Annotated in this window: 8 protein-coding genes; 4 read left to right on the forward strand and 4 right to left on the reverse strand. The window is 73.2% G+C overall.

Annotated features, from left to right (window positions below):
• Positions 1 to 11: 11 nt before the first annotated feature.
• From ACFW2G_RS21310 to ACFW2G_RS21325, 4 genes are all read right to left on the reverse strand, one after another.
• The gene (locus ACFW2G_RS21310; RefSeq protein WP_384580228.1) at positions 12 to 1,115 is read right to left on the reverse strand and encodes an NAD(P)-binding domain-containing protein; all 1,104 of its coding nucleotides are present in this window, start codon (positions 1,113 to 1,115) and stop codon (positions 12 to 14) included.
• A gap of 123 nt (positions 1,116 to 1,238) precedes the next feature.
• The gene (locus ACFW2G_RS21315) at positions 1,239 to 1,925 is read right to left on the reverse strand and encodes an HAD family hydrolase (protein WP_384452808.1); all 687 of its coding nucleotides are present in this window, start codon (positions 1,923 to 1,925) and stop codon (positions 1,239 to 1,241) included.
• 54 nt (positions 1,926 to 1,979) lie between these two features.
• On the reverse strand, positions 1,980 to 2,459 hold the full coding sequence (locus ACFW2G_RS21320; RefSeq protein ID WP_384452811.1) for an Lrp/AsnC family transcriptional regulator: 480 nt from the start codon (positions 2,457 to 2,459) through the stop codon (positions 1,980 to 1,982).
• 25 nt (positions 2,460 to 2,484) lie between these two features.
• A complete protein-coding gene (locus tag ACFW2G_RS21325; protein WP_384452814.1) occupies positions 2,485 to 3,246 on the reverse strand; it encodes a YoaK family protein in 762 nt (253 codons plus the stop codon).
• Positions 3,247 to 3,315: 69 nt separating this feature from the next.
• On the opposite strand from ACFW2G_RS21325, the gene ACFW2G_RS21330 reads away from it, so the two are divergent.
• The 4 genes from ACFW2G_RS21330 (at position 3,316) to ACFW2G_RS21345 (ending at position 6,481) form a co-directional block, all read left to right on the forward strand.
• Entirely contained in the window at positions 3,316 to 3,909 is a 594-nt protein-coding gene (locus ACFW2G_RS21330) for a histidine phosphatase family protein (RefSeq protein WP_384580036.1), read from the forward strand.
• Between the two features lie 84 nt (positions 3,910 to 3,993).
• Positions 3,994 to 5,502, forward strand: a complete 1,509-nt coding sequence (locus ACFW2G_RS21335; RefSeq protein WP_384452817.1) for an APC family permease — start codon at positions 3,994 to 3,996, stop codon at positions 5,500 to 5,502.
• A 9-nt stretch (positions 5,503 to 5,511) separates the two neighbouring features.
• Complete coding sequence (locus tag ACFW2G_RS21340) at positions 5,512 to 5,937, forward strand: universal stress protein (RefSeq protein WP_384452822.1); 426 nt, start codon at positions 5,512 to 5,514, stop codon at positions 5,935 to 5,937.
• 34 nt (positions 5,938 to 5,971) lie between these two features.
• A complete protein-coding gene (locus tag ACFW2G_RS21345; protein WP_384580038.1) occupies positions 5,972 to 6,481 on the forward strand; it encodes a GNAT family N-acetyltransferase in 510 nt (169 codons plus the stop codon).
• Positions 6,482 to 6,488 lie beyond the last annotated feature (7 nt).

The raw sequence follows: 6,488 nt of genomic DNA on the forward strand, positions 1-6,488 counted from the left end.
CCCGCACCGGATCAGGGCGCGGGTGCGAGGGCCGGTGCGCGCCGCAGCAGGCGGCGGATCTCACGCACCGCCGCCCGGCCCGCGCGGTTGGCGCCGATGGTCGAGGCCGAAGGACCGTAGCCGACCAGGTGGATCCGCTCGTCGAGCACGGCCCGGGTCCCCTCGACGCGGATGCCGCCGCCCGGTTCGCGCAGGTGCAGCGGGGCCAGGTGGTCGACGGCCGCGCGGAAGCCGGTGGCCCACAGCAGGACGTCCGCGTCCACACGGCTGCCGTCGGCCCAGGCGGCCCCGGTGGTGGTGATCCGGTCGAACACGGGCCGGCGGTTCAGGACGCCCGAGGCCAGGCCGGCCCGGACGGCCTCGTTCAGCGGCAGGCCCGTCACGCTGACCACGCTCTGCGGCGGCAGCCCCCGGCGCACCCGCTCGTCCACCAGGGCCACCGCGGCCCGTCCCTCGGCCTCGCCGAAGCTCCCGTCGCGGAAGACCGGGGGACGTCGGGTCACCCAGGTGGTCCGCTCCGCCACCTCGGCGATCTCCAGCAGGTGCTGGACCGCCGACGTCCCGCCGCCCACCACGATCACCCGGGCGCCGGCGAACGCCCGAGGCCCCGGGTAGTCCGCCGTGTGCAGCTGGCGGCCGCGGAACGTCTCCTGCCCGGGGTAGCGTGGCCAGAACGGCCGGCCCCAGGTCCCGGTTGCGCTGATCAGGGCCCGCGCCGACCAGCTGCCGGCCGAGGTCTCCACGCGCAGCCGCCCGTCGCCCGCCTCGCGTATGGCCGACACGTGCACGGGGCGCCGTACGCGTAGGCCGAAGTGCTCCTCGTAGGCGGCGAAGTACTCCCCGACCACCTCCGACGCGGGCCGCAGCGGGTCGGCGCCGGTCAGTTCCATGCCGGGCAGGGCGTGCATCCCGTGCACCTTGCCGTAGGTGAGCGAGGGCCAGCGGTACTGCCAGGCCCCGCCCGGGCGGGGCGCGTGGTCCAGGACCACGTGGTCGAGCCCCGCCCGCGTCAGGTGGTACGCGCCGGACAGGCCCGCCTGCCCGGCCCCGATGACCGCCACGTCGACCACCGCCGGGTCCCCGTCGCTGCTCGCGCCGTCCGCGTTCCGCCTCAGATCGTTCACGGTTCTACCAACTCGCGGTCGTCGCGGGATCTTCCCGCCCCCCACGTGCCGGGGGCACCGGCGGTCCGACCGCTTTGCTCCGCCCCTCGGCCGCCGCAGCTCCCCGCCGCTCCCTCAGGCGGCCGGGCCCGGGGAGCGCGTGCACAGCCACTCGTAGGCGGCGTCCGCGCTGAAACCGGACTGCCCGCCGGGGAAGAGCAGACCAGCGGACGTGAACGCCGTGTCACCGGCGATCTCCGCCGCGTAGGGGACCGCGATGCATCCCATGCCCGCTGCGCGGGCTGCCAGGGCACCCGGCGCCGCGTCCTCCACGACCACGCAGTCGGCCGGCTCGGCGCCCAGCCGCCGGGCCGCCTCCAGGAACACGTCCGGGGCAGGCTTGCCCTGAGCGACCTCCTCCGCGGAGACCGCCGTGGTCAGCAGCGCGTCCAGGCCGGTGCCCGCCAGTACGGCGTCGATGGCCGCGCGGGAGGAACCGGAGGCCACCGCCATCGGCACCCCCTCGGACCGCAGCCGTTCGACGAGCTTGCGCATCTGCGGAAAGACCTCGGTCCGGGTGCGCGCGAGTTCCAGGTAGGCGGCGTTCTGCTCGGCGAGCAGCCGCTCGACCGGCGCCCGGATGCCGTACCGGTCCCTGAGGATCTCCAGGGTCTCCCGTGTGCCGATGCCGATGAAGCGGGCGTGCTGCTCCCACGTGAAGTCGGGGACGCCGTGCGCCTCCAGCGTGCGGCGCCCGGACTCGTAGTAGTTCGGCTCGCTGTCCACGAGGGTGCCGTCGAGATCGAATATGACGGAGATCATCCGCTGTGCCCGTCCTGCCTGTCGCGTCCTGCCACACCGGTACCGGCCATCCTGTCAGGTTCTGCGGGCGTTCCTCCCCACCGCTTCCACCAAGGGCAGCAGCCGGTGTGCGACCCGCTCGCGCAGTGCCACTTCCGTCCGCGTGCGGACCACGCCCGGAAGCCGGATCAGCTGCTGGATCACGTCCTCCAGATGCGCGTTGTCCCGGGCCGCCACCCGGGTCAGCAGGTCCCCGCCACCGGTGATGGAGAAGGCCTCGATGATCTCCGGCACGGCGGCCAGCGCGTCGCCGACGTCGTCCAGGTGGCCCTGGGTGACTTCGATGTGTACGAAGGCCAGCACCGGGTGGCCCAGTGCCGCGGGGGAAAGCACCGGTCCGGTCCCGGTGATCACGCCCGTGCGCTCCAGCCGGTCCAGCCGGGCCTGGAGGGTGCCGCGGGCGACACCGAGGATCCGGGCGTACTCACGGACGCTGGTGCGCGGCTGCTCGATCAGCAGGCGCAGGATTCTGGTGTCGAGCTCGTCCACCGCCATGCCGGGACCATACCAACGGCATGGTTCACCGCCGTCGTTCCCGGCCAGTGACCCGCCCGGTGCGCGGCTGGGGTTGCTTGCGGTACGCCAGGGCCACCACCATGACCGTGGCGGCGGGTACCAGCAGCAGCCAGCCCACCGTCCAGCCGGCCCGGAGCAGCAGCAGCGCCCCGAAGACCCCGCCGGTGAAGATGGCCAGGACGGACAGGCCGCGCAGTTTCCAGCCGGCCGAACCGTACGCGTAGACCGCTTGGTGCCCCATGGCGGAGCCGCCCAGGAACGCCGTCATCGACCGGGTGACCAGCGTCGTGGGCACCCCCGGCACGTCGGCCCGCATGATCGTGGTGTTGCGCAGCCCCATCGCCAGCGCCAGGACCGCCGTCACCGCGAGGTGCCGCGGGGTCGGCGAACCGTACTGCGGCACCAGCCCCCACGCCACCACCGCGGCGGCCAGGATCAGCCCGGCCTCGACGAGGAGACCCATGACGAACCAGCGCCGCCCGCGGGCCTCCGTCACGGCCTCCAGGTGCGAACCGCAGACCACGCCGATGACGAACGCGGCCAGCGAGACGGCGGCGGGGAGCGTCGGAAGGTCGGGCGCCTGAGCGACACCGAAGGCCAGGAACAGCACGTTCCCTGTCTGCATCGCCGTGAAGGCGGGCCCGAGCGCGAGCAGGCTCACCGCCTCGATCACCCCGGTCACCGAGGTCAGGGCGACCATCAGCGCCGGCATGTGCGGCGGCAGCCGCGAACCGGCCGTCCGCCCGGCCTTCCGGTTCTCGTCCATGACGCCCGACAGTGACACGCCTGCCGTGCCCGCCGCCGCCGACATGCCGGAAGGCGTAGGGTCCGCAGGGTGAGTGATCTTCTGCTGGTGAGGCACGGTGAGACCGCCTGGAGCGCCGACGGCCGGCACACCGGGCGCACCGACGTTCCGCTGACCGCACGGGGGGTCGAGGAGGCCATCTGCCTGGCTCCCTACTTCCGGGACCGGCGGCCGGCCCTGGTGCTGACCAGCCCGCTGCGCCGGGCCGTGGCCACCGCGGAGCTCGCCGGACTCCCCGGCGCCGGCATCGACTCCGATCTGTACGAGTGGGACTACGGCGGTTACGAGGGCATCACCACCGCGGAGATCCGGCGGACCACCCCCGACTGGTCCCTGTGGACCCACGGGGTGCCGCCCGGCGACGCGGATCACCCCGGCGAGAGCGCCGCCCAGGTCGGCGCCCGCGCGGACCGGGTCCTGGCCCGGATCGCCCCCGTGCTCCGTGGGGACGACGGCGACGCGGTGCTCGTCGCCCACGGCCACTTCCTGCGCGTCCTGACCGCCCGCTACCTGCGTCTGGAACCTGAGCAGGGCCGGCTCTTCCTGCTCCGCACGGGAACCGTCAGCACGCTCTCCACGGAACACGGCCTCCCCGTGATCGCCGGCTGGAACGCCCGCGACTGACCCGCTCCCGCCGCCCGTCCCCGCCGGGTCCGCGCGGCCCCCACTCGCCTCGCGCGCCCGGGCCGCCTGCGTGACCATTCGTACATGAGCCATGACGGTGCGGGCGACGGCCCCGGGACATCCGCCCCGGAAGCGGGGCTCAAGGCCAATGCGATCGGATTCCTCGACGCGCTCGTCATCGGTCTGAACTCGACCTCGCCCGCCTACTCCCTCGCCGCCGTCCTCGGGCCGATCGTGGCCCTCGTCGGGATTTACGCGCCGGGCGTGATCCTGGCCTCCTTCGTGCCGATGCTGATGATCGCGGCCGCCTTCTACTACCTCAACAAGGTCGACCAGGACTGCGGGACGACCTTCTCCTGGGTGACACGGGCCATGGGCCCGTGGGCGGGCTGGCTCGGCGGCTGGGCGATCGCCATGACGGGCGTTCTGGTCATCGGCTCGCTGGCCGACGTCGCCGTGAACTTCGGACTGCTCGCCTTCGGCCTGGACGACTGGGCCGCCAACGCCTGGATCCGGCAGGGCCTCACCGTCGCGGTGATCCTGGCCATGACCGCGATCTGCGTGATCGGCACCGAACTCTCCGCCCACCTGCAGGACATCCTCATCCTCGCCCAGGTCTTCTTCCTCCTGGCGTTCGCGGTGGTGGCCATCTACCGCATCTACGCCGGCACCAGCACCCTGGAGGAGATCGAGCCCAGCATCGGCTGGCTCAACCCCTTCGGCGCCGGAGGCGCCGCCCTCACCGGCGGCCTGCTCCTCGGCGTGTTCATGTACTGGGGATGGGAATCGGCGGTCAACCTCACCGAAGAGGTCGAGAACTCCGCCACGGCGCCCGGCAAGGCCGGCATCTGGTCCACCGTGATCCTCCTGGTCACCTACCTGTCCGTGTGCATCGCCGTGGTCGGCTACGCGGGCACCGCCTTCCTCGCCGAGAACGCCGCCGAGGAGGAGGCCATCTTCGCCGTGCTCGCCCACGAGGTCATGGGGGGCTGGGACTGGATGGTGCTGCTCGCCGTCTGCACCTCCGCGCTCGCCTCCACGCAGACCACGATCATTCCCGCCTCCCGCACCGCCCTGTCCATGGCCCGCCGCCACGCACTGCCCCAGCACCTCGCGCACATCCACCCGCGGTTCCTGACCCCGGACGTGAGCACCTGGTGGGTGGCCGGCATTGCCATCGGCTGGTACCTCGTCGTGAACCAGATCAGCGAGAACGCGCTCCTGGACTCGCTCACCGCGCTGTCCCTGCTCATCGCCTTCTACTACGCGCTCACCGGCCTGGCCTGCGCCGTCTACTACCGCCGCCACCTCCTGGAGAGCCCGCACAACCTCCTGCTCATCGGCGTCGGCCCGGTGGTCGGCGCCGGCCTGCTGTTCTGGCTGCTGATCGAGTCGATCGGCGACATGGCGAACCCGGAGAACTCGGCCAGCGGCGTCTCCTGGCTCGGGCTCGGCCCGCCGCTGGTCATCGGCATCGCGATCGCCCTCGTCGGCGTGCTCGTCATGTGCTTCTGGCGGGTACGGGACGGCCGGTTCTGGCAGGAGCGCCGCGGGGTCGTCGACCCGGCCCTCGTCCACCCCAGGAAGCGCTGAGGAGTCCCGATGTCCGTGGTCCTCGGATACGACGAGTCACCCGGCGCCGAGAGGGCCCTACAGGTCGCCCTGGAGGTGGCCGCCGCTTTCGGCGAACCCCTCGTCCTCGTCTACGGGGCGGCCGCTCCGGGCCCCACCGGCGAGGAGTCGCGCGCGCACCGCGAAGCCGTCCGCCAGGCGGGCCGAAGCGCCCTGGCACACGCCGTCGAGGAGGCCGACGCTGCCGGAGTGCCCTCGACGGTCGAGGTCGCCGACGAGAAGCCCGCACAGGCGCTGCTCGACGCCGCCGAACGGCACGGCGCCCGCGTCATCATCGTCGGCAGCTGGGGTGACAGCCCGATGCGCGGCGCCCTGCTGGGCTCCACCCCGCACAAGCTCCTGCACCTCTCGCCGATCCCCGTGCTGTGCGTTCCGACGGAGAGCGCGGCACGCTGAAGGGGTCGGCCGGGCCGCCTCCTAGGATGCCGTGATGACGGAACTCCAACGGCTCCGCGCCGAACACGCCCCGGCCCTGCTCGCGTTCGAACGGGCCAACCGCGCCTACTTCGCGCAGTCGGTGCCCGACCGCGGGGACGCGTACTTCGAGGACTTCGACACCCGGCACCGCGAACTCCTCGCCGGGCAGGCCGCCGGCCGCGACCACCTCCACCTGATCATCGGGGGCGGCGGGGAGGTGCTGGGACGGGTCAACCTGATCGACGTCGAGGGCGGCTCCGCCGAGCTGGGCTTCCGCGTCGCGCAGGACGCGGCCGGCCGGGGCTTGGCCACCCGCGCGGTCCGGCAGGTCCTGGTGCTGGCGGCACGGACGTACGGGCTGCGGACCCTGCGCGCCTGCGCGGACGTCGGCAACACCGGATCGCGCACGGTCCTGGAGCGCACCGGCTTCGTGCCGGTGGAGGAGGCCGTCCTGGACGGCCGCCCCACGATCCGCTACGTACGTGACCTGGGGGCGGGACGGCAGCGGCCGGCGGGTGCCTGAACAGCCG

This window comes from Streptomyces sp. NPDC058880 (genome assembly GCF_042742535.1).
In the GTDB taxonomy this organism is placed as follows: domain Bacteria; phylum Actinomycetota; class Actinomycetes; order Streptomycetales; family Streptomycetaceae; genus Streptomyces.

Coding starts and splice junctions, on each gene's coding strand:
- ACFW2G_RS21345 (WP_384580038.1), top strand. CDS start 5,972: ATGACGGAACTCCAACGGCTCCGCGCCGAACACGCCCCGGCCCTGCTC.
- ACFW2G_RS21315 (WP_384452808.1), bottom strand. CDS start 1,925: ATGATCTCCGTCATATTCGATCTCGACGGCACCCTCGTGGACAGCGAG.
- ACFW2G_RS21340 (WP_384452822.1), top strand. CDS start 5,512: ATGTCCGTGGTCCTCGGATACGACGAGTCACCCGGCGCCGAGAGGGCC.
- ACFW2G_RS21320 (WP_384452811.1), bottom strand. CDS start 2,459: ATGGCGGTGGACGAGCTCGACACCAGAATCCTGCGCCTGCTGATCGAG.
- ACFW2G_RS21325 (WP_384452814.1), bottom strand. CDS start 3,246: ATGGACGAGAACCGGAAGGCCGGGCGGACGGCCGGTTCGCGGCTGCCG.
- ACFW2G_RS21335 (WP_384452817.1), top strand. CDS start 3,994: ATGAGCCATGACGGTGCGGGCGACGGCCCCGGGACATCCGCCCCGGAA.